This window comes from Sphingobacterium sp. JUb20 (genome assembly GCF_004342035.1).
Classification (GTDB): Bacteria; Bacteroidota; Bacteroidia; order Sphingobacteriales; family Sphingobacteriaceae; genus Sphingobacterium; species Sphingobacterium anhuiense.
Map to the genome: position 1 here is coordinate 113,270 of NZ_SLYV01000016.1, position 22,816 is coordinate 136,085.

Here is a 22,816-nt window from a genome sequence, read left to right on the forward strand (position 1 = left end):
TCTCGTACATATATAAAAAAGTCATGCTTCTGATGGGAGCATGACTTTTTTTATAAGGGTATATGTTGCTTATTTCGTCACAATGAACTGAAAATCCGCTTGGAATTTTACTTCGTCGCTTACCATCAATCCACCTGTTTCTAAAGCCGCGTTCCAAGTTAATCCGAAATCCTGACGGTTGATTTTACCAGTAGCGGTATAACCGATTTTTTCATTACCCCAAGGATCTTTTGCTACACCACCAAACTCCACGTCGAATGTAACGGATTTGGTAATGCCTTTGATCGTTAGATCGCCTGTTAATTTAATATCATCACCGTCTTTTTTACTGCTCGTAGCATGAAATGTAATGGTCGGGTTGGCCGCAACATCAAAAAAGTCTGCACTTTTCAAATGCTCGTCACGTTGTTCGTTTTTCGTGTTGATAGACGCTGTCTGAATGGTCAGGTCTATTTTGGCATTTTCTAAATGGTTTGAATCACTATCTATCGTAACGTCGAAATCTTGAAATTGACCTTTTACGTTAGTAATCATCATGTGTTTTACTTTAAACTCTATTTCACTGTGTGCTTTGTCTAAACTCCAATTTGCCATAACTTTAATGTTTAAATTTGTTTATAAATTTTTTATTTTCTTCTCTAATATGATGCTACAAAAATAAAGGTTAACACCGTTATAATTATTGACCTAGATCAATATCGTACATGTGCCTTGCCTTCTGACATTAGGTAAACAAAGAGGCGCTGTATTGGTTTCGATTTATTTTTGCACATCTGTTCAGATCTAGTAAGGAACATTGAATTTTGTCAATCTCAGTACCACCTGTTGCATTTTGGGTAAAAAGATCAGCATAATAATGACCAGTACGACTCCGGTAAGCATCAGGTCATAATAATCGCGGCTTGCGCGGGCGAGGATCTGTTCTTTGAGCATGGTATTGAAAAAGGCATTGGCGGCTACCTCCGATTTTAAGCCATCATTACCTGCATTTTGATAGGTCTGTTCGATCTGCTGCAAAGCGAGGGGCAACTGCGGATTGATTTGGTTGACCGCATGGCGTACCTGATCCTGAACCGCGGCCCGGGTAACTAACTGCAGTTCGTTGTTAACCGCCATACTGCCGCAAAATCCGATAAATCGAGCCAGAATACCGATCATTGATGCATTTACAGCGATTTTAGCAGGAGCGGCGGATGCTGTGAAGGTTACGATAGGCACAAATAAGACTCCGGTCGCAATGCCATAGATAAACATAGGCAGTATAAAGTCTGCTGTCGATCCGGTCACGGAAATAAAGAACAGCATATACGTATAATACAAGCCCATGATGATAAATCCGACGGTGATCATTCGAATCAGATGGGTTCCCAATAGTATAAAGCGCGCTGTTACATACATACTGAGTACTGTTCCGGATATGACAGCCAACCAGATGGGAATGGTATGTAAAGGATCGGTTTTTAAGATCGTTTCCAGATGGCTGTAGGTCAGTCCTGTACTGCCTTTGAAGAGGTAAAATACAAAAAGCAGTAAAAGACCGATAACAAAGTTTTTCGCTTTGAAAATCCGCAGATTAATCAATGGACGTTTTAACCGCATTTCCCTGATAATAAAAAGTATAAGGATGCATACTGCGGCCAAAACCAGCTGGCAGATCACGGTACTGCTGAACCAGCCCAGCTGCCTGCCGTAAATGAGGATATAGCCCAAGAGCAATACAAAACTGGTATAGAAGAGGTAGCCGATCCAGTCCACCTGATAGAGCGGTATCTTTTTATGCAATCTTGCTTGGGCATCCATCGTGATTAATACGGTAGCGGTGAGCAGCAGCAGTAAGATATTGGCTCCGTAAAACAGCCAGTTAAAATCCAGATAATGAAGCACCATGCTGCAGTAGATGGAATAAAGTGGAATAGAAATCTGAATGCCGGCATAGAGGATGGTGTACCCGATGACTCTGGCCCGGGTGCTATGCAGTCTTGGGAACACCAGATGGAGTACAATACCCGATAGCAGTGCGCAGGTGATGCCCTGTGCAAATTGACAGACGAGAAAGAGGGGCCAGCTTTTACTATGGAAGCAGATCAATGTGCAAATACCATTGGTCGCTAATCCGATCAAGAGGTATTTGCGTGAGGTGAAGTATTTCACAATACGGGAATCGAGCGCCAGAAATGTCACTGTGGATCCATAGATGAGTACCATGGCATATTGTACATCTGTGGGTGCTACGCCGTAATACCCCATCACGGTTACAGGACTGCTGTAGAGGGCAAAACTGAATAAACAGGTCATCAGGATTGCGAAGATAACGGATCTGGCCAGCCACTCGGATACCCAGTGTTTAAATAAAGGAATTTTATGTGCTTGCATCTTTAGTTTTTTACCACATATACATGTGCGTTCATGCCAGCAGCGAGTTTGGCTAGCCCTTGGCTTGGGTTTAGTTTAATGCGGACAGGCATGCGCTGGATGATCTTCACGAAATTACCGGTGGCATTATCGGGAGGTAACAGGGAGTAGCGCGATCCGGTAGTGGGGGAAATGGACTGGATGGTTCCGGTGAATTGCTCTCCAGGAAAGGCATCAACTTCGATGTTGACCGTATTTCCGATATGTAGGTTGCCGATCTGGGTTTCCATAAAATTGGCCACGACCCATTTCTCTTCGGTATCATTGGTGAGAAATGCTAAGGTCTGTCCCGGTTGTACCAACTGTCCTTCCTGAATGTTTTTTTTACCCAGTTGCCCATCAAAAGGTGCGGTAATCATGGTGTAGCGGACATCCAATTCCTGTCTTTTGAGCAGGGCTTCTTTGATCCGGATTTCGGCCTCAATTGCCGATCGCTGGGCTTTGAAATCTTGCAGTTTGGACTGTGCAACCTGCAGATTAGCCTGCGATTCATCATAATCTGCTTGATTGATGGCCAAGTTTGCCTCCACATGATCGAATTTCTGCTGTGTGGTGGATTGTTCGGCTAGCAGGTTCTGATAGCGGTTAAATTCTTTTTGTTGCTGTGTTAGTTTTGCCTTTGATCCGGACAGATGTGCTTTGATCACTTCGATGGTCTTGAGCTGGGTATCTTCATGGGCACTGAGGATCGGGAGTTTTGCACGTGAACTCATCAGTTCGGCCAATGCGGCTTCCTGTTTCAGTCCGTATTCACTTTCCTCGATGAGCAATAAGGTATCGCCTTTTTTTACCTGTTGGTTATCCTGGAAATAAATCTTGCTGATGTATCCACCGACTTTTGCGTTTACGGGTGAGAGGTAGGCATCGATCTGCGCATCGTTGGTTTGCTCGAATTGATATCCTTTCCAGAAATAAACGATGCACCAGCTGCTGATACCGACCAATAATAAGATGCCTAACCATTTGGTAATCGCGACTACAATTTTATCTGTTTTATTTTTATCCATGGTGTTTACTTTTAAAGTGCTCCTGTAATCAGCAGCAGCTTGATATGGCTTAATTTTAGATTGACCTGTGCTTGTGTTAAATTAAATTTTGATTCCAGCAGGATGTTCTCTGCATCGAGCAGATCGGTGAGCAGGGATTCCTGATTGAGGTAACTGTTTCGGATGACCCGCACAGTTTCGGTCGTCTGGATGATATTGTCGGTTGCTGTTGTGACGCTTTCGAGTGCCTGTTGCTGTTGCAGGTATGCTTCCTTGACTCTGACCGAAATTTCATCTTTTTTGATGTTTGCTTTTTCTTTCTGCTGTTCGCTGAGATTGCGTGCGTGTGCGATGGTATGCTTGCTTTTGTAGAGGTTGTCTAGCGCAAACTGCATCTTGATACCGGTCTGTCCATAGCCCCAGGGATCGTTGGAGTAGGGATAAAAGGATACTTGCGGATACGTGTAGTTGTAATGTGAATACAAGGAGATCTTAGGTTGCAAGGTGGATTTTGCCTGTTTGATCTGAAGCTCGCTGATTTTGATATCACTTTGGGTGATTTTAAATTCCGGCGATTGACTGAGGGCCTCTGCCTGATAGCTTGCATAAGCTGCCCTATTGCCTGCCTCTAAGTTCACGATTTCCTGAATAGGAATTTCCAATGGTTCGGTTTCGTTTCTTCCGATGAGTATATTGAGACGCTGTTTGGCCAGCACTACTTTTTTCTCCACGTCCGACAAACTGAGTTCAAATTGCGAGAGCTTGACCGAAGTACGTAAGACGTCACTTTTGAGCACGACACCATTTTTATGTAGGCTCTGGATGCTGCTGAGCTGCTGTTTTTCGGTTTTGATTTCTGTCTGCAGAAATTCATGGTATCGGAGATACTTGTACAGCTCGTAATAGACCATGGCGATGGCAAACTTGATGTTGTCATGTTGCAGTTCAAATTCAACTTGTTTGCGCTGTTGCTCTTCTTGTTTGATGTGGATATTTCGTTTATCCCTTCCACCATTGTAAATGTTGAAATCCAGGTTGTAACCAAAGCCATAGCCATAACTGGAAACGGGAACATCCTGCGGTTTTGAAAAGAGACCATTGTCGTAAATTAGAAATTTGGAGTTAAGGGCGTAATTTCCGGATACTGCCAGATCGGGAAGCAGTTTGTCCCGTGCTTCCTGGATACTGGTCCTGCTTTCCTGTACACTTAAATCCGCCAGATGCAGCTGCCGGTTCTGCTTTGCGGCGAGATCCCATATCTTTTCCAATGTCCAGGTACTATCAGGAGCTTGTGCGAAAGAAGCCTGTGTGAGGAAAAGATTGCCGATCAATGCGATGATTAAAAAGGGGTACTGTTTCATTTTTGTATGCTGTGTAATAATCTTTGTGCAAAATTATCGGAAGAAAAGAGGAGGTGTTTTATATAATTAGCCTAAAGTTTGTTAAATTGGGCCATATGGATCTTTTGAAGCAGCTCATTAAGAATATCGATCAGCATCCCGATTCGATTTTGGTGATTCGTCAACAGACGGAACAGCAATTGCTCGCCCATCAGCATGATAAGGGGCAGCTTTTACTGGTTTACGGTGGGATTGCTTACCTGCAGACTCAGGAAAGGGACTATTATATTCCTTCTAATCATTATATCTGGATCCCGGGCCATTTTTCCCATAATCTGATGTTCAATACCAAGGATTTACAAATTATCAATTTTTACTACCCCAGTCAGGGTGATGCTGGTTTTTACGATGAACTGGGGATTTATCCGGTGAGTAAGCTCTTGTCCGAAATGCTCGTCTTCAGTGAAAAATGGCAGGGTGATTTTTTTCAGGGGTCCTGGGAATTTGAGTTTTTGAATACGGTGAAAAATCTGTTGCCGAAGGAGCATCTGAAGAAATTTGCAATTCAGCTTCCGGTTACTGATGACACCCGTCTGAATGCTATCACGAACTATTTACGTTCGAAAATAAGTGAATCTTTGGCGCTGGAGGACATTGCCAGAACTTTTGGCTATAGTGTAAGGACCTTAACGCGGTTGTTCAAAAGCAAATTGCATATTTCTATTGTGCAGTATGTGAAAATGCTCCGGGTGATCCGTGCGATGGAATTGATGAAGGACACGGATCTTACGATTACCGAAATTGCCTATGAAGTGGGCTACTCGAATATTTCGGCATTCAGTAATACATTTTCCCAGCTGACCAATATGCGTCCGACTGATTTTAAAACGATGTAAGTTTCGCTCTAATATGTGGGCAGCTGGGCAGATCGTTTTTTGAGTTGAGCTACGACGATATTCAGGTTAGCAGGAAACAACATCCCAAGTTAACTGTTTTATAAGAGTATGACCTTAGCCGGTCGGAAAACTGAAGTGAGAAATATGATCAAGTGAATTAGAATTTTAGAACATAAAATATAAAAAACAATGGAATACAGGAAATTAGGAGATAGTGATTTAGAGATTTCAGCGATTACTTTCGGTGCGTGGGCCGCTGGAGGTTGGATGTGGGGCAGTACGGATCGAAACGATGCAATCGAAGCGATCAAAGCTTCTTATGATGTCGGTGTAACGGCTATCGATACTGCACCGATCTATGGTCAGGGAACGAGTGAAGAAATCGTCGGTGAGGCGATTAAGGGAATTTCGCGGGATAAGGTCCAGCTATTGACCAAATTTGGCATGCGTTGGGATCTGGCAGAGGGGAATTTAGCAATGCATAGTAAAAACAATGCGGGTGAAGCGATCGATATCTACAAGTTTGCGGGGAAGGACAGTATTATTTACGAATGTGAACAGAGTTTACGCCGTCTAGGGACAGATTATATTGATCTGTATCAAATTCACTGGCCCGATACGACAACTGCAATAAGTGAAACGTTTGAAGCCGTAGGCCGTTTGATTGAACAGGGCAAGGTGCGCTATGCCGGTGTCTGTAATTATAGTGCCTCACAAATGGAGGAAGCTGAAAAAACGTTGAAATTGGTATCTAATCAAGTTCCTTTCAGTATGGTGAATCGAGGTATTGAAGAGGAAACCGTTTCTTACTGTGTGGTGAACAATAAATCGATTTTAGCTTATAGTCCATTACAAAGAGGGTTACTGACAGGTAAGATAACAACGGATTATCAATTTCAACCAGGAGACCACCGTGCAAATTTACCGCATTTTCAGCCTGAATTTATTGCTAAGACCAATGACTTACTGGCGAAAATAAAACCGATTGCTGATGAGCATCATGCTACCTTAGCCCAGTTGGTGTTGCGATGGACCATAGAAAGAGCGGGGATTACTGTTGCTTTGGCAGGAGCAAGAAATGCAGATCAAGCGGTTCAAAATGCGCAGGCAATTGCGATCCATTTAAGCCAAGAAGAAATAGATACCATTAATGAATTTGTTAGTAATTTTTAGAGAGCTATGGAAAAAAGAAATAATGCTTATCAATTAGAATTAAAAGAAGTTAGTCTGAAGAATGGGGATGCGGGAACAAAATCTTTACATTTAAATTTTGATAATCATGATGATCTGTTCAACATTTTTGAGGTGATCAGTTCGAAACAGATTTTTGATAATAAGGAAACAGCGACTGAATTTGCTTTGGGACTGAAATTGTTTACGGAAGTTATGCTGAAAAACAAAGAAAATCCTTTGTTTGAGGATTTACGTCCGGCAATTTTAGAATTTATGAAGAAATTGAAAAGTAGTTAAAAGGATAGCGGAATGGCTATAGCAAAGCAGTGATCACATGCCTTTGAGCTTGCGCGATACCAATTGTATAAAACAGAAAAGATGTGCTTAGCACAGTTCTTGATTTTATGGAATAGCTATTTGCTATCAGTGGAAATTAAATGTTGGAAGTTGCTTTGCTATCGCTTTTTTGCATTACGCACGGTTGTAATGCTTATTGGATCGTACTTAAACTAAAATAGATTAAAATAATGAAATGGATCAATAACATGGTCTTTGTTCTGACTTTATTCGGAATTATGGATCATACTATAGCTCAGCAATACCGTAGCGATGCGCTGATAGAAGCCGCTTCTTTTGGGAAATATCGGGCCATTGGCGTAAGTGTAAACACTACTAATCGGCTATTTGTGGCTTTTCCGAAACAAAATACCGATTATCAGTACGGATTAACAGAAATTGTGAACGGCGAGCGTGTTCCTTATCCGAATGAAGAATGGAATAAACCGGGCGAAGAATCCGGGCATTTTGTTAGCGTCCAGGATTTATATGTTGATGCGAATGATTTTCTTTGGGTATTGGATTCGAAACCTGCACCATCAGGTTCTATTTTTGGCGATAATGGCGAAGCTGCAGAAGGGCAGTTCAAATTATTAAAAATCAATACCCGGACAAATCAAGTTGAGAAGCGCTTTAGCTTTGATGATCTGAATAAATCTAAATCGGGTTTGAACGATGTGCGTGTTGATGTCCAAAAGAATAAAGCCTATCTATCAGATCCTGGTCAAGCGGCAATTATTGTACTGGATTTAGCAACAGGGAAAACACGTCAAGTTTTAGAAAAGACATCTTTTACTTTAGCCGATCCTGATCTTATACTTGTGTATGATGGAGTGGAAATGCGGGATAAAAACGGTAAACCGTTTATGTCAAATGTGAATGGTATTGCTTTAACGCATGATTTTAAATATTTTTATTTTAAACCGATTAATAAAACACATTTATATCGCATCGAAACGAAATATTTGACCGATGAATCTTTGACCGAGAAAGAATTGGAGTCGAAAGTTGAAGATATGGGGGATGTGGGTGTGACACATGGACTGATTGCCGATAAAAAGGGCAATATTTATTTAACCAATTCCTTGGACTATACCATTAAGTATTTAAGTCCAGATGGTCAGTTGCATACTTTAGTACAGGATTCAAGATTACTCTGGCCAGATTCACTAGGCATCGGAACAGATGGCTTTCTGTATTTTTCTTGTGCTCAACTTCCACAGGATCCAAATTGGAGCAATGGAAAGAACAGAACGGAATTACCGTATCGTGTCTTCAAAGTACAATTACCTTAGATCTGGAGTCAATCTTATTGTGACAACTTGATTAAAATTTACCGCAATAAGATTGATTCCTGCTTTCTTGCTGTGGATATCGATTTGTACGGATACGGTATTACGTAAAAGCAGGTCATGCAGGTGAACATTATGCGAGAATAACAGTCTGTAGCGCTCCAAAGATAACTGTACAATGTTTATATAAATGTATTGATAATACAGACTAGGCCGATTATGATCAATCCGATGTACACGTATATAAAGAATTTTTTATGTTCGATCCGGTGGTTTAACCATCTGCCGATATAGATAGCCGGAATCATAACGGGTATTGATTTTAAGAAATAGAGGACAACTTCTTCTATGATGAGATCTTTAAAATAATAACCGACTACGCTGATGAAGCTGACAGGTAAAAAATAACCTTGTAAGGTTGCTCTAAATTCGCTGGGATTCCAGCCTTTGATTTTTCCGTATACAACGAGCGGAGGACCGTTGATGCCGAAGGCTCCCCCCAATACACCTGAAGCTATACCACAGGTCCAGAGCCATAAGCTGTTATGATCTGTTGTTTTAGCCTGTGTGTTTTTAGCAGTTAAGGCATAGGCTGAATATGCATTTAGTAATATTCCCAATCCGATTTTAATCCATTTATCATTGCCATACAGCAGCATACCCAAACCGGCTGGCAGGCCGATCAATGCGGCAAGTACGAGGTATTTGGCACTTTTAACATCTATTTTTTTGTGATCCTGAACGACCACCAATAAGGCAATGGCGACGGATAACATGACGGACATGGGAACTGCGATATCGAGCGGCAGAATAAAACTTAATAACGGAACTGCGATTAAGGCTTCGCCGAATCCAAATGTCGATCTGACTAATGTTGCAATAAAATTTATACCCAGTACTTTGATCAGTATGATATCCATCTGTATGTTGTTTTTTAATTAGTGCCGTATGTGCACAGCTTATAATGTTTTATTTTTTAAGAAATGTATCCTGCGAATAGGGTCTATTGACAAGTAACCGTTCCTATTTTTAATTTTTTGTAGCCGTGTTCATGTACTGCTTTGGATCAAAATATATCCTTATTTTTCAGGTTACCGCAGCAGTATTTTTTTGCGTCTGCGAATAATCTACAAGGATAAAAAAAACGCAGTGAAAACAGCCTGCAAATAGGGGGTGTAGGTTGTTTAAATGTCTATTTTGAGGGCCTCAAGATGCATTATTCTTAAACGATAAATATACGAAATAATAGCCGGTTTTGGGGTGTTAATTGGTGGCTAAATGTCGTTTATTTGTTTATTTTCTTCATCTTTTCGGTTTAATAAAAAGATGAAGAAAAATGCGAACAAATCTTATTGCATAACCATGATCGAATAGCTGGATGGTGGGGTATGATGGGGGTTTAGCTCAGGTTACTTTGTTGTGGTTTATTGTCATTTTGATAGGCATCAATCTGTTCTAAAAGTTCCATCGACTTTAATAGGGGCGTCCAATCATTGCCGTTGAAAATAAATCGAAACCATTTCTTATCCCTATTTTCAAAATTGATATTGATGAAAAGCCAAATGGACAGATAAGTGCATGCAAGGGTTATGCTGCCTTGTAAAAACCATAACAACCAGCTTCCATTGTCCAGCATGCTATCATTCCAATAAAAGGTGGTCCAGACAGGTAACTGTAAGAAAAGTAAGCGGGTGACCCATAAGGTGGTTGATTTTAAATGAGCTATTTTCTTTTGTGTCTCTAAGATGGGGCCGCTGATATCGACTTGATAAATGGTGATAAGCTGGTAGCTATAGGTGATCAATGCAATGGCCGACAGCATGACTTGCACCGTAGCTGAAAACAGAAAAAAGAGATTTGTTTTAGGGAAAGCGTTTAAGAATAAGTAAACGACTACTGTTCCTAAAAGACCGACCCAGACGACCCCCACTAAGATCGTGAAAAGCTTGATCGGCTTCATTGATGATAGGAAATGCGCCACTTTTATATGCGTAATAGCTGCTGTATTTTGTGTGCTGATAGCCAGGTTAGTATCCAACTTTTCCTGTGCCGTTTGCCAAAGCTTTTTTAATTCTAACTCGTTCATTTCTTTATGGTTTTATTGTGAAAACTTTGTTTTTAATTTATCCTTGATGCGTCCTATTTTTGTTCCTATATTGCTGACGGATAGCCCTAAAATCTCTGCCATCTCGTGATGGCTTTTGTCTTCCAGATACATCAATATAAGGGCTTTGTCCAATTCTCTCAATTCGCTGATAAACTGTTCTAATAAGTCAAGCTGCTGTTCTGTTTCTACTTTTTCTTCCTTGTATAAATCTGATGTCTGCTCATTGAGAACCTTGAATCGGTTTGCCCTCGTTGTGTTTTTCCGATAAAAGGAAATCGCGACATTGAGTGAGATACGGTATAACCAGGTTGATATTTTAAACTGCTCTTTATATCTCGGAACAGATTGCCAGATCTGTATCATCATTTCCTGCATCAGATCATCCCTGTTATGCTCGTCATGGCAATACACACGGGCAACTTTGAACAAAATTCCTTTGTGCTGTTCAATTATTTGCTGAAAGAATTCTTTTTGTTCCTGCTTGTTCATGATAAGTGCGCATGCCAACTCTTAATTTTACGTAAAGTTGTTGGGTTATACCTGATGTGTTTATCTCTTGCTTTATCCATAATAAGGCTTTGCGCAGAAATGTTTGCTAAAATGAACTTTGCTATGCTCGACCAGAAAAGCTGGATGTTAGTAGCCTGAAAGTACGGTTTCCAATGATGGAAAACAGGTGCTACCCGCTTCGGTAGCATACGATTTAAAGTGGCAACAGTTATTGAAAATTCCATTGTTAAAAATATTAATTAAACTTATTTCCTTAATTATTCGCAGTGCGTGTCAAAAAATCACAGTTGTACACCAAATATTTTTCTTTTCGGCTAATTTTGACTGTAGATTGTATAAAACACTTCAATCGCAGCCGCATGGGGTGACCAATCGGGTGTTTGGGTAGTAGTGATCAGCGCGTGGATTAGTTGATTTTAGGATGTTTTGCCCACTGAAATGCTGTGATTTACGTAAATGAATAAGCTTAAGACATTCGGAGTACTGGATGAGGAACATTGATCATGCATCTTTTTTATTGAAAAATAATATGGAATATGATTGATGCTGGCATCTTAAAGATGAGTATTAACCAATTCTATCATTTAATCGAGAACATCATGGCAGAGCTAAATCAAAAACAACCGGAAGCAGGTAAAAAGAAAATCAGAAGTAAAAAACTGGCTCCTAAAGTCGATCTGACAGCAATGGTGGATCTTGCATTCTTATTGATCACTTTTTTTATGCTGACGACAACATTAAATAAACCTCATCGTCTAGATATCGCAATGCCTGATAAATCTGGGCATGAACCGATATTATTGGATGAAAGGCGTGTGGTATCGCTGCTGTTAACCGATAAAGGATTGATGTGGTATCATGGCGATTTTAACCATCCGATCTCGAAACCGGAATTCACTGACCTCAGTAAGAATGGGATAAGAAAAGTATTGGATCGCATGAAATTGGAGATCCCTGCAAAGGCGGATGGCAAGGATATGATCGTATTGATCAAACCAAGTAAGGAAGCACGGGCGGTGGATGTGGTACAGGCGCTGGACGAAATGAAGCATGTCGATATTAAACGCTATACCATCAGTAAAATAGGGGCAGATGAAGAAAAGATGGTCTTAGCTTCTCTATAATTTATTTTTGAAATTTCTGCATAGCGCTTCGTCCGATACAGACGTAGCGCTATGTTTTTAATCTTTATCTAGTTTTTCCCAGAATTGTGTTACCTGTGCTTTGATCACTTCAGGCAACTGACTGTAATTATCCGAATAGGTCGTCTTTTGGTAGCCATCTGCTTGATCTGCCTGTAATCTGTAAAACTGTTTGTTGTAGAGTACAAGAGCGATGCAGCTAAGCTGTTTATCCATATCACCTTTTGGGTGTCGTGAATAGACAAAAATAGCATCTAGTTTTCCATCTTTATCGGCATCAAAAAAAGCTTTGCGGGCATCCCAGACGGAAGTGACGATATCTTTTTCTGAGACATGGTCTTCGGCAACAACAGTCCATTTGTCGTTATTTTTTTGAAACTGCTGGATATAGAGGTGATCGGGATCTGCATTCCGTTGTTCTTTAGAGAATACGATAAAATTATCTTCATTTGCTGTGGTGATATGCTCTACCTGTAGCACTCTTTTTCCTTTGAAGGGAAAACCAGATTGTTCAAAATTGGCTTTATTGACCGAAATGCTGGTAATCTGTGCATCGGCTGTACCCATACTGAATCCTAGTATAAGGAGTATAGCTAGTTGTTTCATCATATTTTTATTGTTAACAGGCTCTATTTGATTTAATCTTTCTTGAAGGTAGTTATTTATAGTGAAATATGTTAATTTTTAAGGGAAGTTTTTGAAGGATGAACTTGCTCATAATTTTGATCTTATCTCCATTACGATATCATGTAATTTTTGAAACCAAAGTTAATTTTTATGTTAGTATGATTTGGTTTATTCGTGTTAATGCCTTTTTAAATGCATATTCATTATGCATTTATCCATATTAAGGGAATTTTCATTCGGTCAATTTTATCAATTTTGTAAAAACAATTATTTGTAATATTTTATTTAAATGCCAAGTAAGCAATTAAATGTTGTTAAATATGATATAATTTATTAATTTAATGCAAATTTAAATTATGAAACAAACCTCATTAGCAATTTTATTTGCTGTCTTTTTCCTGAGCTTGGTTTTTCCTGCCCGGAGCCAGGAACGTTTTAATTTTTCTTTCGAGACACCAATTGCTCGCCCTTGGTATAGGCTCGGTGACAGTACTGTTTTTAAAACGGTTATTGATCACGATGTGTATTATAAAGGGAAAGGCTCTTTAAGAGTGGAAAGCCTTAAAAAAAGCAATGGTTTTGGAGGTGTTATGGTGGGACTTCCTTCCAATTTAAAGGGTGATTCCATTCGTTTGTCTGTCATGATTAAGCGTGAAAATGTAACCGCCAGTTCTGTGGTAAACGTTATGTTAAGAATAGATCCGGAAATCTTTTTCGACAATATGGCAAAGCGCGAAGTGAGGGGTACAAAAGATTGGGAAAACTTTACGGTGACGGCAAAGTTAAACCCGGATAAGACTGAAGGTATTTCTTTGGCATTCTTCCTTTCAGGTGAAGGGAAGGTCTGGTTCGATGATGTTATCGTTACCGTAGACGGAAAGGATATCACTAAAGAAACCGGCAAGTTTGTTCCATTTGCAAAAAAAGATCCAGTTGAATCAGGTATTACAGATTTCAATAATAGTCCTGAAATCGATCAGAGGTTAGTTGATCTGGGAAGAATTTGGGGTTTTCTGAAATATAGACATCCAGCTGTAGCACAAGGTAAGCTGGATTGGGATCAATACCTATTTAAATCTATTCATGCTGTTATTACAGCTCAGGATAATCAAACCGTGGAAGCTTACTATGCAACTCTTTTGGATAGTTTGGGTACAACACAGGACTACCCGAAACCTAAAATGGAGCACATGATATACGAAGTAGACTATTCCTGGATCGATAAACTATCTTTCAAAAAGGATTTGAAAGATAAGTTGAAGCGTATTCGTTACACTAATTTTGATAAGCATCACTATTTTAGTTTTGCAAATGGGATAGGTAATGTACTTTTTCATAATGAAAAGAAATATGACAATATCCAAATTGCAGATGCGGGTTTTCGTTTATTGACGCTCTTTCGTTTCTGGAATATGGTCGAATATTTTTCACCGAATAAAGATCTTACAGAACCTAATTGGAATGAAGTGTTGAAATTATCTGTACCCGAAATGATTTTGAGCCGTGATGATAAGAGTTATGGATTAGCTGTCTTGAAAATGTTGTCACGGGTTAAAGATGCTCATACGGGATTGTGGAGTAGACCAAAGGCGTTGCAAAGCCATTATGGTACATACCATCTTCCTGCACAGATTCGCATCGTGGAAGGTAAGGCTGTTGTGACCAGGTTGTTAGCTGTCAATGATGGTGTCAATATGCTTCAAGTAGGTGATGTATTGATGGGTAAGGAAAATAAAAAGATAGGAGAGATTAAAGATTCTGTCTGGACTTACATAGCAACACCGAATGAAGCAGTAACAAATCGGGAATTTGCAGCACGATTAATGATGAGTAATAGTGATCTAGTAGCGATAAAGCTAATCCGTAATGGTCGAGAAATGGAGGTGAATGTACCTGCAGTACCGTTGAATCAGTTTAGAGCTCCACAGACGGATACTGTTGCCTATAAAATGTTGGATAATAATATTCTGTATATCAAGCACAGTTTGTTGACAAGTAAGATGCTAGAGGAAAATATGGATGAATGGAGCAAAGTTAAAGGTGTTGTTATTGATAATAGAAACTACCCGAGAGATTTTTTGGTCTTCAAACTAGGTGCATTATTGCTTCCGAAACCCACCGACTTCGTACGTTTTACAAATACAAATCTTAGTCAGCCCGGTACATTTATTATGAGTCCCGCACTTCAGGTAGGAAAGGAAACAAACGATTATTATAAAGGTAAGATAGCAGTCTTGGTTAATGAAGATACGCAAAGCTCGGCTGAATATCATGTTATGGCTTATCAAACTTCTCCAAGTGTAAAGGTTTTTGGATCTCAAACTGCCGGTGCGGATGGAAATGTGAGTTACATTGATTTACCGGGCAATCTGAAAACATCGATAACAGGACTTGGTGTTTATTATCCTGACCAAAGTAAAACGCAACGTGTTGGTATAAAGGTTGATCACTTGGTGTCACCAACGATAAAAGGAATCAAAGCGGGGCAAGATGAAGTTCTGAATGCTGCTTTGGAATATTTGAACAAGTAGATCCATGGAATCTCATGCCATGTTAAAAGATGTATTAGATAAATTGATTTGAGGGAACTAGGAAACTATAGTGTTTCGTTTTAAATAGGATTTAGTCATTTGTTTAATTGATCAACATAATCAGGATATATAAATCTGTCATCTTTAGACGAGATGCTCGTGTAAGGATGGCAGATTAGTTATTGTCATAGGTTTAATGGTTTATTTTATTAAAACTTAATAGCACGTATGTTTTATAGCGAAATATGTTAATTTTAGCACAGCAATTAACTATTTGATGTTCTACTAAAGAACTTAAAGGATCGTTATATAGAAAACCTTAATGAAGTTGATCATAAACATGAAATATTTGAAATTAACCACCATATTACTTGCATTAGTGCTCTTTTCTGCCTGTAACCAGCATGGGAATGCTGTGGCATCAAAAGGAAAAGAACAGGAAACAGCCCGGACAAGTAACGGGATCGACTTGATAGGGGACTTAAATGATAAAGTAAAAGAACTGTATAAATGGAATGAAACAAAGAGCACTCATGTGGATTTTGAACCGTTGCAACTGAAAGAGACGGATAGTGTTTATGCGGGACTTGATCTGGAAATACATAAAAAGAGAATCAACGAACTGCGGGCAACAAATCTATTCACGGATCAGTTTATTTCCAATTATGATAAAATAGGCTTGATCATCGACGAGAAACTCCGAAACAAATCGTGGGTATGGTATGTGGGTGAACTTCCGCCATTTGGTAACGGAGCAAATCCCTGGTGCAACTGTCAGGATAATCCAGATAATTTCTGGGAAAAGATCATATTAAGAGATACAAATTTTGCCAATAATCTGGCCACTTTCAACTGGTCGTGGGGAGATGGCTTTAATTACAAAACGAAGGCTGTGTTAGCTAACGGTATCTGGAAAATTGATTATCTGGAAGGTTTTGATCCGAAGGTGTTTCTTCCTAATACACAAATTGATTAATATGTGATCTTATCTGGGATACGCGAATTGCTCGTGTTTTAAAGAATTTTGGTGGTGCTTTCTTCTCTTTTTTAAATATGATGTATACAGATATTAAATAAAATTTTGAACCTTATTTTATGAAAATAAATTTAAAGTTACTCATGACACTCTTTATACTTGAAGTCGTCATATTGTTTTCTATATTCTGGAAATCTGATTTTTTTGTAAGTGTCATTCAGATTGATATATTTTTAAAAATTCATGTTATCGCATTATTGCTCTGGATCTTATCGTTGCTTATTCAGAGTATATTGCTGAAAAACGAGAAGAATGAAGCTGCTGTAAAACTGAGGGGGATCACCTATTACCTCGTACCAATTTTTGTAATAACGCTTTTTCCTATGGTAGAAGAGCTTGTCGCAATGGAAGTTGTGAGTTCAGAACAGGAGGCCGTAACAATGCTGTTTATAGCCGTACTGTCTACTATCTTTTTATTTTTCTACATGTTCAAATTACTGTTATATATCGGTCATATTAGTCGCAGTTTTTATATAAATAGTGGAGATACTTATTATCTTTTTGGTATGGACAATAAACCTAGTATTCGTTTGAATACTATATCCATTATTCTGATCAGTACAATCGCCCTAAGTCCAGTGATATTTGTATTTTTCAGTCAATTTGGATCAGGTTTTGGTTTAGCTGGAGTTATTTTAGTTCCGCTTATTATTCCAACTATCAGGCTGCTTTTGGAAATAATAAAGTCGAAATATGATTTTTTTTTGAGCGCTTATTTTTGGTTTATCGTGTTGTGGATCTTTGCTATTATACTTATTTTGACGATACCAAATACTTTTTGGTGGAAAGAATTTGCTTTAAAGAGGTAAATTCTTTTGCCAGATAGATCTTTCATACCTTTGTTAAATTATCTATTGAGATTATGCAGCTTTATCCGTCATTGATGCTTTCCGCTATTGTAAAACACTACCTCATCATAAAGCATGATCATGATGGGTATGCCGATTATCGCTTGTTTTCGGATGGCAATCCGGGTTTGGTCTTTCACTTTAAAGATCCTTTCTTACAGGTGAATGCTTGTGAATCGGGAAGTAAACAGCCGCATAGTTTTCTTTATGGACAGATGACACATTTTAATGATATCAAGTCGGTCGGAAAATTGGATATGTTGATTGTTGTTCTCCATCCACATGGTCTGCATGCGCTGACGAACTTATCTGCTTATGAATTGAACAATACCATTACACCTTTGCGTACTGTTTTTGGTCAGGAGGGAAGTGATATGGAGGAGCAGGTATTGAGTTCTAAAAGCCCGTCTGAAGCGATAAAAGCGATCGAAAAGCTGTTGATATGCCGCGTGAATCGGTTTCAAAAGCAAGATGGTCTTATGCATGGGGCTTTAGATTTGATTTATCAAGCAAACGGAATGATTGCTGTTGCTGACCTGATCCAAAAACTGCCGGTAACGGAACGGCAATTGGAGCGGAAGTTTAAGGAACAGATCGGAATCGCTCCTAAGAAATTTATAGATGTTATCAAGTTCCAGCATTTTCTCAAATCATTGCAAAAATCTTCTTCAGATATTAACCTTTCTCAGGTTGTATATGCCTGTGGCTATTATGATCAGGCGCATCTGAATAATTGTTTCAAGCGTCAGGCAGGGGTTACCCCGATGCAGTATCGCCATCATGATCATCTTCTTGCGATCAACCTGATGCAGGTGCTGTAAAACGATATTGTCGGTTTTTTCCAATTTATTGTGTGTTCGTCCCGCTAATTTTGAATCATTAATGGTTTTAAAAAATTAGAAATCAATGGAAAACTTAAAAATTGCCAGTGTACAGTTTGAAAATCGAAGTGGAGATAAGGTTTATAATCTTGACCTGATCAAAAAGCTTACTGCTGAAGCGGCAGAACAGGGAGCTGATGTGGTTGCTTTTCATGAATGTTCGATTACCGGTTATACCTTTGCCCGCAACCTTTCCCGTGAGGAAATGCTGGAGCTCGCGGAGCTGATCCCTGATGGTCCATCAGTAAACGCATTAACAGCAATCGCTAAAGAATATAAAATGACCATCTTGGCCGGCCTTTTTGAAAAAGATATTGCCGGTAATCTTTTTAAAGCGTATATCTGTGTTGATGAAACAGGTCTGATCGCGAAACACCGAAAGCTGCATCCCTTTATCAATCTGCATCTTTCTCCGGGAACAGCTTATACCGTTTTTGAGATCAAGGGCTGGAAATGTGGGGTCTTAATCTGTTATGATAATAATATAATTGAAAATGTTCGAGCGACGACTTTACTTGGTGCGCAGGTGATCTTTATGCCGCATGTAACCATGTGTACACCTTCAACACGTCCAGGTGCTGGATTTGTAGATGCCAAATTATGGGAAAATAAAGAAGAAAATGCTACGTTACTTCGGGAAGAGTTTGACGGGTTGAAAGGCCGCAGCTGGCTGATGAAATGGTTACCTGCACGTGCCTATGACAATGCCATATATGCTGTTTTTTCAAATCCTATCGGTATGGATGACGATCAGTTGAAGAATGGCTGTGCGATGATTATCGATCCTTATGGTGATATTATGGCGGAATGCCGTTCATTGGATAATGAAATCTGTGTAGCGGAACTAACTGCCGATAAGTTGGTGAAAGCGGGCGGATACCGATATATCAAGGCAAGGAAGTCTGGCCTGTACCGAGATATTTTAGGAAAAGAACATGTGAGTGAGCAAAAGGTGGTGTGGCTGGATAAGTAGCTGGGCTATTCGCAATTAAGAAATTGTCAGTGACACCTATTTTTAAGACTGGCTGATTAAGGGACGGTATCCAGGATGTTTAAAACATGCTTGGGTACCGTTTTTTGCGATTTTGAAATCAAGAGGAGTTGTGTATATTTGAGTACTGGCTATTGCCGCTAATACCAATTTATATTTAAGACTTTAATCTTTCAATACCGCTCATCAAGATAAGAACAGCATGACTTTAATACACCTCCATAAAATCCTGCTAATAGCTGGTGCGCTTACGGGCTTTGGTTTTTTGTTTTATCTCTTTCTGGGGGATGGTGTTGCATTTGAAACGCATGGTATATGGGCTAGTTTTGCCAACCTGTTAGGGATTCTGATTCTACTGTCTCAGTTTATACTCCACTTTATTGTGCTGCTGATCATTTGTGGCACCGGTACAAAGGGCCAAGAATTGACCGTCAAGCAAATGTGGATCATCGGTATCTACTGTTTGATTGCCGTGATTGCGAATATCGTACTTATTCTTAAGCATACGACGGTTTCCCGGTCTGAAATGACGGTTGAGCGGAAATGGCGCAATTCTGAAAAATACGAATGGGAACCTGCAATATCCAATCCTGAAGGCTATCCGGTTCGTGTGGTGGAAGGTCGTTTTTTTATTGAATCGTGGAGTAGAAATAATGCTTTTCCGGATATTGACAATAAATTTTACGATAGTCGCTGGGGGATAGGTACGTCTACTTTTATGAGTTCGGATCAGGGTGCTCTGGTGATGCCGGACAGCTTGCGTCTTTCCTGGTATTCTGTTGTGGAAGATTGTTATTATAAACTCAATGTGGCTCTGGATAAAGAAAAAATAAGTGGCCTGTTTAAGAAGGGTTTTGAAGCGAAGAATCATAATGGCGTATTCCATCGGACTTATGATGAAATTATTGTCGGATTGGCACCGGGAGGAGATGCAGCGTTATGGGTTGGCGGAAATTGGGGAAATGCTGTCGAAGTGAGTTTTTATCAGGCACAAAAAATAGATAGTACGGAGATTGAACTTGGTCAACGTCAGATGATCCAGGAGGAATTGGGAAGACTTCGTGCATCAAAAGACTGGCTTGAGCAGACACATAATGCTGATAATCTTCAGGCATATGATAAATGGCGCAAAAAATATCGCAAACCCTATGCCTGGCGTCTTCAGTTTGTGAAGGATGCTGATTTGGTTAATCCGGAGGTGGAAGTTGAATTTTTCAATGGTGAGCAGGTGACCATCATCGACAGTCTATTGCCCGAACAGGATTTTCCAGTGCATGCTTTACCTTCTTCTTTGTTTTTAACTTCGACTGGACCTGATGGTAAAACAAAGCGTGATTATGTTGCTTTAGATGAGGAAAATACGTTTAGTGTGTTTGAGAAGCTTACGATGAGTAAACAGAAAATAACAGTAGTTGTTACCTGTAAAATTAATAAGCAAGGTGAAATAGAAAAGATAACGGCTAAAAATAATTTGGAAGAGCTTCCGTTAAAATTAAAAGCGGACTAAAATTTGATCGTATTAACGGTAATGATTAAAACTAAAAAATGGACGATAAATTAATTGAACAGCTCAATCTATGGCATGAGAAAAGTAAGCACCGTCAAATTATTGAGACGCTTGAACAACTGCCGGCATCGGAATTAACCTATACGTTGAAAAATATGCTGGGACGGGCGTATAATAATATTTCGGATTACGGAAAAGCGCTTGATATTTTACTGTCGGAAAGTACGGCAGGAGCGGAAGATCCCTTGTGGAATTTTAGGGTGGGCTATGCTTACTACTACGGTAAGGAATATGAGAAGGCATTGCCTTATTTTCAAAAAAGTGCAGCGTTAGGGGATAGCACGGCTAAGAATTTTGAGGAATGGTGTGTTCAGGAGCTGAAAAATAAAATGGAGCAATCTCCAGCAAATGATGGCGCTGATCTGGATAAAAAATGGTTTGATTTTACCTCACAATTTGTTGATAAGCTCAGCAATAATGAGAATGATTGGAATGCCCTTTCAGAGCACGAACAGGAATTGGCGGCGCTTTGGAAACTTGAAATGGATATGTATAATGGCGGTTTTCTGCAGTTTTTCTGTAATTGGGGAACGGCATGTTATGGCCATGCGGTAAGGGCATTGATGCGCTTAAAAGCAACGGAGTCATTAGCTATTATACAAAAGCAATATGAAATTATTGAACATCTGGAGGATAATAAAGAAATAGAGAAGTTGTGGGATATTCCGAATTATCTAACGGATGCTGAACAGCATGAAATTTCTGAGGTCCTGGATCTACAGTACTGGGATAATAAAGATCAGATTATTGAAAAGACTTTTACAGTTTACGCGGATTTAATGGATAATAATGAAGGAAATACGGAACGTAAATCGACTTTAAATCAGATTGCCTGGTCTTTTTCATCGGAAGCGTACACAGATGCAGCACTATTTGATGAGGAGGTGATGCAATACCAAAAAGATATTTTCGGGTCGGCCGAGCGATGGAATCCGAATGAGCTCGTGCTTGACGCCTCAGCGGTGCAGATTCAATATGAAGCCTGGATCATGAAACCATCGGATTTGCTGGAGAATGAACGTCTAATTTCGGAAGATGAGGATATTTTTGATGGGGAGGCCGATGATGAAGGATATCAGGTCGAAATTGTAGCTCAGTTTAAAGCAGATAATGGTGAGAATTTCAGTGCTTTGGAATTTTTGATGAAGGCACATAATCAACAGACAAATAAGGAACTTGGCGACCATGTATTTTTCGAGGGTATTGCTGAAGAACCTACTGAAGTGGATGGTGTGCCGACGTATTATATTGCTTGCGGCAGCTAAGTAATCCGATAATTTTATACTTCGTAATCGTTAATAGAAATTGAAATCATGGAGCTATGGTGAGAAATATAAACTGGTTGGGACTGTTTGTTTTGTTATCTGGTATAACGTTGACGGTGTGCAGTTGCCAAAATAGAGCTACAGATACCGTACAAAATAGAAGTGCGGATCAGGACAGCAATTTCGTTATACGTGATTCTCTGGTTATGCAGGCAGATAAAAGAACGGTATTGCCTGATACCATCGTGATTTCTAAAAAACATGATCCCAATGTTGTTGTCTGTGATATGGATGGCGACAGCCGTTTGGATACGGTGCATATCGTTCAAAATACGATGAACAATAAATATGGTCTTAAAGTGTCTTTCGGCAACAAAAAAACTACCTATCTAGGAATGGGACAGGATATTTTAGGTCAGGGATTTGATGATATTGACTGGGTCGGTATTTTTGAAAAAGTGCCGAGAGGAGAGATCTATTATAATAATGTTAGTGATGAAGGTGAAATTATGACAGAAGATGAGGTTGATGAAAAGGATAAAATTAAATTACCGCATGATGGTGTTTTTATCCACCAGGCAGAAGCTTGTGGTGGTGGGATCATTTACATGAATAACGGTAAATTTGAGTGGATTCAACAGGAGTAACTTTTGACCAATGTCATGTGCATAGACAGAAAATGAATTATTTTTGATGCTCGATCAGCTGAATCTGTAGTTATCATAATGATCACTCTGACCGAATCCATTCGGGATAGGGTAAGAAATAAAAAGGCCAATCTTGGACTGACCCCAAAAAGCTGGACTAATTTACGCAGTGTTTTTGATATAATGAGCTCGGTATTCCACCGGGCTCATTCCATTTAAATTAATCCGT

Annotated in this window: 22 protein-coding genes; 13 read left to right on the forward strand and 9 right to left on the reverse strand. The window is 39.5% G+C overall.

Annotated elements, in window-relative coordinates:
- Nucleotides 1-69 precede the first annotated feature (69 nt).
- The 4 genes from EDF66_RS22740 to EDF66_RS22755 form a co-directional block, all read right to left on the reverse strand.
- Nucleotides 70-594, reverse strand: coding sequence for a YceI family protein (locus tag EDF66_RS22740; RefSeq protein WP_132768582.1), 525 nt, complete (start codon nt 592-594; stop codon nt 70-72).
- 189 nt (nt 595-783) lie between these two features.
- Nucleotides 784-2,373: an MFS transporter gene (locus tag EDF66_RS22745; protein WP_132845327.1), complete on the reverse strand. Its 1,590-nt coding sequence runs from the start codon at nt 2,371-2,373 to the stop codon at nt 784-786.
- Between the two features lie 2 nt (nt 2,374-2,375).
- Nucleotides 2,376-3,419, reverse strand: a complete 1,044-nt coding sequence (locus EDF66_RS22750) for an HlyD family secretion protein (protein ID WP_132845329.1) — start codon at nt 3,417-3,419, stop codon at nt 2,376-2,378.
- Nucleotides 3,420-3,430: 11 nt separating this feature from the next.
- Entirely contained in the window at nt 3,431-4,759 is a 1,329-nt protein-coding gene (locus EDF66_RS22755; protein ID WP_132845331.1) for a TolC family protein, read from the reverse strand.
- A 95-nt stretch (nt 4,760-4,854) separates the two neighbouring features.
- On the opposite strand from EDF66_RS22755, the gene EDF66_RS22760 reads away from it, so the two are divergent.
- The 4 genes from EDF66_RS22760 to EDF66_RS22775 all read left to right on the forward strand — a co-directional run bounded on the left by EDF66_RS22760 (nt 4,855) and on the right by EDF66_RS22775 (nt 8,438).
- Nucleotides 4,855-5,634: a helix-turn-helix domain-containing protein gene (locus EDF66_RS22760; protein ID WP_132845332.1), complete on the forward strand. Its 780-nt coding sequence runs from the start codon at nt 4,855-4,857 to the stop codon at nt 5,632-5,634.
- A 189-nt stretch (nt 5,635-5,823) separates the two neighbouring features.
- Complete coding sequence (locus EDF66_RS22765) at nt 5,824-6,807, forward strand: aldo/keto reductase (RefSeq protein WP_132845333.1); 984 nt, start codon at nt 5,824-5,826, stop codon at nt 6,805-6,807.
- A gap of 6 nt (nt 6,808-6,813) precedes the next feature.
- On the forward strand, nt 6,814-7,104 hold the full coding sequence (locus EDF66_RS22770) for a DUF3861 domain-containing protein (RefSeq protein ID WP_021191612.1): 291 nt from the start codon (nt 6,814-6,816) through the stop codon (nt 7,102-7,104).
- Between the two features lie 230 nt (nt 7,105-7,334).
- Nucleotides 7,335-8,438, forward strand: coding sequence for an L-dopachrome tautomerase-related protein (locus EDF66_RS22775; protein ID WP_132845335.1), 1,104 nt, complete (start codon nt 7,335-7,337; stop codon nt 8,436-8,438).
- Nucleotides 8,439-8,617: 179 nt separating this feature from the next.
- Here EDF66_RS22775 and EDF66_RS22780 read toward each other — a convergent pair whose 3' ends face one another.
- The 4 genes from EDF66_RS22780 to EDF66_RS22795 form a co-directional block, all read right to left on the reverse strand.
- Nucleotides 8,618-9,355 carry a sulfite exporter TauE/SafE family protein gene (locus EDF66_RS22780; protein WP_132845336.1) on the reverse strand — a complete coding sequence of 246 codons (738 nt, stop codon included), beginning with the start codon at nt 9,353-9,355 and terminating at the stop codon, nt 8,618-8,620.
- A gap of 479 nt (nt 9,356-9,834) precedes the next feature.
- Nucleotides 9,835-10,521 carry a hypothetical protein gene (locus EDF66_RS22785; protein WP_132845337.1) on the reverse strand — a complete coding sequence of 229 codons (687 nt, stop codon included), beginning with the start codon at nt 10,519-10,521 and terminating at the stop codon, nt 9,835-9,837.
- A 12-nt stretch (nt 10,522-10,533) separates the two neighbouring features.
- Entirely contained in the window at nt 10,534-11,031 is a 498-nt protein-coding gene (locus EDF66_RS22790) for an RNA polymerase sigma factor (RefSeq protein ID WP_132845339.1), read from the reverse strand.
- Nucleotides 11,028-11,276: a hypothetical protein gene (locus EDF66_RS22795; RefSeq protein WP_132845340.1), complete on the reverse strand. Its 249-nt coding sequence runs from the start codon at nt 11,274-11,276 to the stop codon at nt 11,028-11,030. Before EDF66_RS22795 ends, EDF66_RS22790 begins: the two co-directional genes overlap by 4 nt.
- A 336-nt stretch (nt 11,277-11,612) precedes the next feature.
- On the opposite strand from EDF66_RS22795, the gene EDF66_RS22800 reads away from it, so the two are divergent.
- Nucleotides 11,613-12,176 (forward strand): ExbD/TolR family protein, encoded by a 564-nt coding sequence (locus EDF66_RS22800; protein WP_243656120.1) that lies wholly within the window; start codon nt 11,613-11,615, stop codon nt 12,174-12,176.
- 57 nt (nt 12,177-12,233) lie between these two features.
- Here the strand turns inward: EDF66_RS22800 and EDF66_RS22805 are convergent, their stop codons facing one another.
- Nucleotides 12,234-12,803, reverse strand: coding sequence for a hypothetical protein (locus EDF66_RS22805; protein ID WP_132845341.1), 570 nt, complete (start codon nt 12,801-12,803; stop codon nt 12,234-12,236).
- 374 nt (nt 12,804-13,177) lie between these two features.
- On the opposite strand from EDF66_RS22805, the gene EDF66_RS22810 reads away from it, so the two are divergent.
- From EDF66_RS22810 to EDF66_RS22845, 8 genes are all read left to right on the forward strand, one after another.
- Nucleotides 13,178-15,352 carry a S41 family peptidase gene (locus EDF66_RS22810; protein ID WP_132845343.1) on the forward strand — a complete coding sequence of 725 codons (2,175 nt, stop codon included), beginning with the start codon at nt 13,178-13,180 and terminating at the stop codon, nt 15,350-15,352.
- A 340-nt stretch (nt 15,353-15,692) separates the two neighbouring features.
- Entirely contained in the window at nt 15,693-16,328 is a 636-nt protein-coding gene (locus EDF66_RS22815; RefSeq protein ID WP_132845344.1) for a hypothetical protein, read from the forward strand.
- 119 nt (nt 16,329-16,447) lie between these two features.
- Nucleotides 16,448-17,197 (forward strand): hypothetical protein, encoded by a 750-nt coding sequence (locus EDF66_RS22820; protein ID WP_132845345.1) that lies wholly within the window; start codon nt 16,448-16,450, stop codon nt 17,195-17,197.
- A gap of 53 nt (nt 17,198-17,250) precedes the next feature.
- On the forward strand, nt 17,251-18,057 hold the full coding sequence (locus tag EDF66_RS22825) for a helix-turn-helix domain-containing protein (RefSeq protein WP_132845347.1): 807 nt from the start codon (nt 17,251-17,253) through the stop codon (nt 18,055-18,057).
- Nucleotides 18,058-18,142: 85 nt separating this feature from the next.
- Nucleotides 18,143-19,090, forward strand: a complete 948-nt coding sequence (locus EDF66_RS22830; RefSeq protein WP_132845348.1) for a nitrilase family protein — start codon at nt 18,143-18,145, stop codon at nt 19,088-19,090.
- 220 nt (nt 19,091-19,310) lie between these two features.
- Nucleotides 19,311-20,615, forward strand: coding sequence for a DUF2931 family protein (locus tag EDF66_RS22835; RefSeq protein ID WP_132845349.1), 1,305 nt, complete (start codon nt 19,311-19,313; stop codon nt 20,613-20,615).
- Nucleotides 20,616-20,653: 38 nt separating this feature from the next.
- Nucleotides 20,654-21,940: a DUF4375 domain-containing protein gene (locus EDF66_RS26280; RefSeq protein ID WP_207898748.1), complete on the forward strand. Its 1,287-nt coding sequence runs from the start codon at nt 20,654-20,656 to the stop codon at nt 21,938-21,940.
- 56 nt (nt 21,941-21,996) lie between these two features.
- On the forward strand, nt 21,997-22,587 hold the full coding sequence (locus EDF66_RS22845) for a hypothetical protein (protein ID WP_132845351.1): 591 nt from the start codon (nt 21,997-21,999) through the stop codon (nt 22,585-22,587).
- Nucleotides 22,588-22,816: the final 229 nt, after the last annotated feature.

Bases quoted from the DNA above. Each gene is read 5' to 3' on its own strand.
- EDF66_RS22780 (WP_132845336.1), bottom strand. From the start codon at position 9,355: ATGGATATCATACTGATCAAAGTACTGGGTATAAATTTTATTGCAACA.
- EDF66_RS22835 (WP_132845349.1), top strand. From the start codon at position 19,311: ATGACTTTAATACACCTCCATAAAATCCTGCTAATAGCTGGTGCGCTT.
- EDF66_RS22820 (WP_132845345.1), top strand. From the start codon at position 16,448: ATGAAAATAAATTTAAAGTTACTCATGACACTCTTTATACTTGAAGTC.
- EDF66_RS22810 (WP_132845343.1), top strand. From the start codon at position 13,178: ATGAAACAAACCTCATTAGCAATTTTATTTGCTGTCTTTTTCCTGAGC.
- EDF66_RS22770 (WP_021191612.1), top strand. From the start codon at position 6,814: ATGGAAAAAAGAAATAATGCTTATCAATTAGAATTAAAAGAAGTTAGT.
- EDF66_RS22815 (WP_132845344.1), top strand. From the start codon at position 15,693: ATGAAATATTTGAAATTAACCACCATATTACTTGCATTAGTGCTCTTT.
- EDF66_RS22785 (WP_132845337.1), bottom strand. From the start codon at position 10,521: ATGAACGAGTTAGAATTAAAAAAGCTTTGGCAAACGGCACAGGAAAAG.
- EDF66_RS22805 (WP_132845341.1), bottom strand. From the start codon at position 12,803: ATGATGAAACAACTAGCTATACTCCTTATACTAGGATTCAGTATGGGT.
- EDF66_RS26280 (WP_207898748.1), top strand. From the start codon at position 20,654: ATGGACGATAAATTAATTGAACAGCTCAATCTATGGCATGAGAAAAGT.
- EDF66_RS22745 (WP_132845327.1), bottom strand. From the start codon at position 2,373: ATGCAAGCACATAAAATTCCTTTATTTAAACACTGGGTATCCGAGTGG.
- EDF66_RS22795 (WP_132845340.1), bottom strand. From the start codon at position 11,276: ATGGAATTTTCAATAACTGTTGCCACTTTAAATCGTATGCTACCGAAG.
- EDF66_RS22790 (WP_132845339.1), bottom strand. From the start codon at position 11,031: ATGAACAAGCAGGAACAAAAAGAATTCTTTCAGCAAATAATTGAACAG.
- EDF66_RS22825 (WP_132845347.1), top strand. From the start codon at position 17,251: ATGCAGCTTTATCCGTCATTGATGCTTTCCGCTATTGTAAAACACTAC.
- EDF66_RS22755 (WP_132845331.1), bottom strand. From the start codon at position 4,759: ATGAAACAGTACCCCTTTTTAATCATCGCATTGATCGGCAATCTTTTC.
- EDF66_RS22750 (WP_132845329.1), bottom strand. From the start codon at position 3,419: ATGGATAAAAATAAAACAGATAAAATTGTAGTCGCGATTACCAAATGG.
- EDF66_RS22845 (WP_132845351.1), top strand. From the start codon at position 21,997: ATGGTGAGAAATATAAACTGGTTGGGACTGTTTGTTTTGTTATCTGGT.
- EDF66_RS22775 (WP_132845335.1), top strand. From the start codon at position 7,335: ATGAAATGGATCAATAACATGGTCTTTGTTCTGACTTTATTCGGAATT.
- EDF66_RS22765 (WP_132845333.1), top strand. From the start codon at position 5,824: ATGGAATACAGGAAATTAGGAGATAGTGATTTAGAGATTTCAGCGATT.
- EDF66_RS22830 (WP_132845348.1), top strand. From the start codon at position 18,143: ATGGAAAACTTAAAAATTGCCAGTGTACAGTTTGAAAATCGAAGTGGA.
- EDF66_RS22760 (WP_132845332.1), top strand. From the start codon at position 4,855: ATGGATCTTTTGAAGCAGCTCATTAAGAATATCGATCAGCATCCCGAT.
- EDF66_RS22800 (WP_243656120.1), top strand. From the start codon at position 11,613: ATGAGTATTAACCAATTCTATCATTTAATCGAGAACATCATGGCAGAG.
- EDF66_RS22740 (WP_132768582.1), bottom strand. From the start codon at position 594: ATGGCAAATTGGAGTTTAGACAAAGCACACAGTGAAATAGAGTTTAAA.